Raw genomic sequence first — 3,008 nt, forward strand, 5'->3', positions numbered from 1 at the left:
ATCACCACGAACGTCGCTACCACGATCAGACCGATCAGTGCCCCGGGGCGGCTCATGAATTCCATCCGCACGACCTTGAGCACGCTCGGCTCGGTCGTCGGGATGTAGTCGTCGGAGATCACGCCCATTATTGCACCCGTATTCTGGGATCGATCAGCACATAGAGCAGGTCCATGATGAGATTGATCAGCACGACGAACATTGCGAATATCACCACGCCACCCTGGATGACCGGATAGTCGCGTTCCTGGATGGCGTTGATCAGCAACGCGCCGATGCCGGGCCGGTTGAACACCAGCTCGATCGCCACCGAGCCGGAGAGCGTCGCCAGCAGGCTGAGGCCCAAGCCGGTGGAGAGCGGCAGCAGCGCGTTGCGCAGCCCGTGCCGGTAGATGACGCGGCGCTCGCTGGCACCCTTGGCCCGCGCCGTCCGCACATAGTCCTTGCCGAACACCTCGAGCAGCGAGGTGCGGGTCAGCCGGCCGAGGAAGGCGGCCTTGACGAAGGCGAGGGTCAGCGCCGGCAGCACGATGTGGTGCAGCCGATCGACGAAGCCATCACCGCCGCCATTGATCGGGAACCAGCCGAGATTGAGCGAGAAGGTGATCAGCAGCAGCGCCCCGAGATAGAAGTCCGGAATGGCGTAGCCGATCAACGAGAACACCCGGACCCCGGCATCGGCCGGGCGGTTGCGGTGGGTCGCCGCCAGCACGCCCAGCGGGATTCCGGCGACGACGCCCATCACCATCGCGGCGATGGTCAGCTCGATCGTATAGGGCAGGTTGTAGGCCAGCAGTTGCAGGACCGAGGTGTTGTTCATCAGCGACCGCCCGAAATCCAGGGTCAGGACACCGCCGAGGAAGTTCAGATATTGGTGCCAGAGCGGGACGTTCAGCCCCATCTTCTCGCGGAAGGCCGCGAGCTGGTCCGGCTGCGCGTTGTCTCCCAGCGCCGCCAGCGCCGGGTCGCCGGGCAGGATGCGCATGCAGACGAACACCAGCGTCAGCACCAGCAGAATGGTCGGAACCGCATCCAGCAATCGCCACATCAGATACCGCACCATAGCGGGCCCTCCCCTGCGGGTCAGACGATGGTCTTGGTCGCCCGGTGGAAGCGCCAGCGCGCATAGCCGCTCTTCACGGGGTAGCCGAGATCGACATTGCCGCGCCGCGCGGTGGTGAAGGACAGGGTGGACAGGCCGATCAGCGGCAGGTCGCGCAGAACCTGCAGCTCGATCTTGCGGCAGGTGCTCTCATAGGTCGCGAAGTCGGTCGCGGCCAAGGCCTGGGCCAGCAGATCGTCGATGCCCGGCATCGCCACGCCGTAATGGCTGTAGTTGCCGCCGCCCGATCCATCCGACTTGACTTCGGACTGCGCCGACAGCTGCTGGAAATACAGCTGCGTCGGGATCGGCGGATAGCTCGACGAGTGCATCGCCAGCGTATTCTTGTCCGAGAGATTGTCGGCGTGATAGGCGGTGTGATCCTCGATCCTGAGATCCATGTTGAAGCCGGCCAGGCGGATCTGCTCCTGCACGATCAGCATGGTCGAGGAATAGTCCTCGCGCTGGCTGCACAGGGACGGAAAGCTGATCCCGTCGGGGTGGCCGGCCTCGGCCAGCAACGCCTTCGCCTTGTCGGGATCGTAGGGGTAGCGCAGTTCCTCCGGCAGGTCCTCGGTCTTGAAGCCGGCCGGGAAGAAGTCGGGCTGCAGCCCGGCCATGGTCCCGCCCATCGGCGCCAGCGCCTGCGCCACGGACTGGCGATCGATCGCATGCATCAGCGCCTGCCGCACCTTGAGGTCGTCGAAGGGCTTGCGGGTCAGGTTGACGTGCAGCGTGTTGAACGACCCCGGCACCGTCATGTCGATCTTCAGCGTCGGGTCGCGCTGCTGCATGGAGGCGACCCAGCCGGGGGCGCGCACCGCCTCCATGATGTCGATGTCGCCGGACAGCAGGGCGAGCGTCCGCGCCGAGGTGTCGGCGATGTAGACGCATTCGACGGTGCTGATCTTGGCCTTCTGGCCCCAATAGCCGTCATGGCGCTTCATCACCGTGCCGACCTGGCTGTCGAACTTCGTCAGCTCGTAGGGGCCGGTGCCGACGGCATCGGTGCCGAAGGCCTCGCCCATCTGCTCGGCCGCCTTCTTGCTGACGATCGAGGTGTTGTTGTTGAACACCGAGGTGCCGAGGAACAGCGCGTCGGGGCTTTTCAAGGTCATGGTCACCTGGCTAGGCCCGTTGGCGACGACGTCGGCGATGTTGGCCAGCACCGTCGTGTTGGTGCCCGAGGTCATCGCGCGCTTGAACGAGTAGACCACGTCCTCCGAGGTCATCTCGCCGAAGCCCTTGTGGAACTGCACGCCCTGGCGCAGCTGGAAGGTCCAGGTCTTGGCGTCCGGCGATGAACTCCAGCTGGTCGCGAGCGTCGGCAGGTAGTCCTCCGGCTTGATCGCGAAGGCACCATCCTCGGGGCGGACCAGTTGCTCGTAGATCTGCTCGGTTGCCCAGTTGTCCGAGCCCTGGGTCGTCAGGTTGGGATCGCTGTAGCGTGGCCCCTTCGCGGCGATGCCCATACGGATCACATCCGCATTCCGGGATGCATCCTGTGCCCGGGCACTGCCGAAGCTTGCCAGCGCCGCGGTCGCGACGCCGAGCTGAAGCACGTTTCGCCTGCTGATCGCCATGGCCGTCTCCCCTGTCGTTTATCGGCGCCGGTCAGCGCCGCTTGTTGATTTCCGCCTCGTCGACCTCGAGCCCGAGCCCCGGCCCCTGCGGCACCAGGAAGCGGCCATCCGCCGGCCGGATGGATGTTGGCTTCAAGAATCCGACCCGGCCGGCCGCGTCGGCGTATTCCGCCGGCTTGGTCAGGTGCATCAGCGCCGCCAGCACATGCAGGTTGGCGACATGGCCGATGGTGGGCTGGGTCTGGTGCGGCACCAGCTCGACCCCGTGGGCGTGGCAGATCGCGGCGCATTGCATCAGCCCGGTGATGCCGCCCATCTTGACG

At 65.6% G+C, this 3,008-nt stretch carries 3 protein-coding genes; all 3 read right to left on the reverse strand.

The window, feature by feature from the left end; genetic code table 11:
- Window positions 1–127: 127 nt before the first annotated feature.
- Window positions 128–1,063: an ABC transporter permease gene (locus tag AC3XYG_RS17240; RefSeq protein ID WP_489141082.1), complete on the reverse strand. Its 936-nt coding sequence runs from the start codon at window positions 1,061–1,063 to the stop codon at window positions 128–130.
- Window positions 1,064–1,083: 20 nt separating this feature from the next.
- Window positions 1,084–2,685, reverse strand: coding sequence for an ABC transporter substrate-binding protein (locus AC3XYG_RS17245; RefSeq protein ID WP_489141083.1), 1,602 nt, complete (start codon window positions 2,683–2,685; stop codon window positions 1,084–1,086).
- Between the two features lie 31 nt (window positions 2,686–2,716).
- On the reverse strand, window positions 2,717–3,008 hold a 292-nt coding region (locus tag AC3XYG_RS17250), incomplete at its 5' end, for an enolase C-terminal domain-like protein (protein ID WP_489141084.1).

It is taken from the genome of Inquilinus sp. (genome assembly GCF_057815775.1).

Coding starts and splice junctions, on each gene's coding strand:
- AC3XYG_RS17240 (WP_489141082.1), bottom strand. CDS start 1,063: ATGGTGCGGTATCTGATGTGGCGATTGCTGGATGCGGTTCCGACCATT.
- AC3XYG_RS17245 (WP_489141083.1), bottom strand. CDS start 2,685: ATGGCGATCAGCAGGCGAAACGTGCTTCAGCTCGGCGTCGCGACCGCG.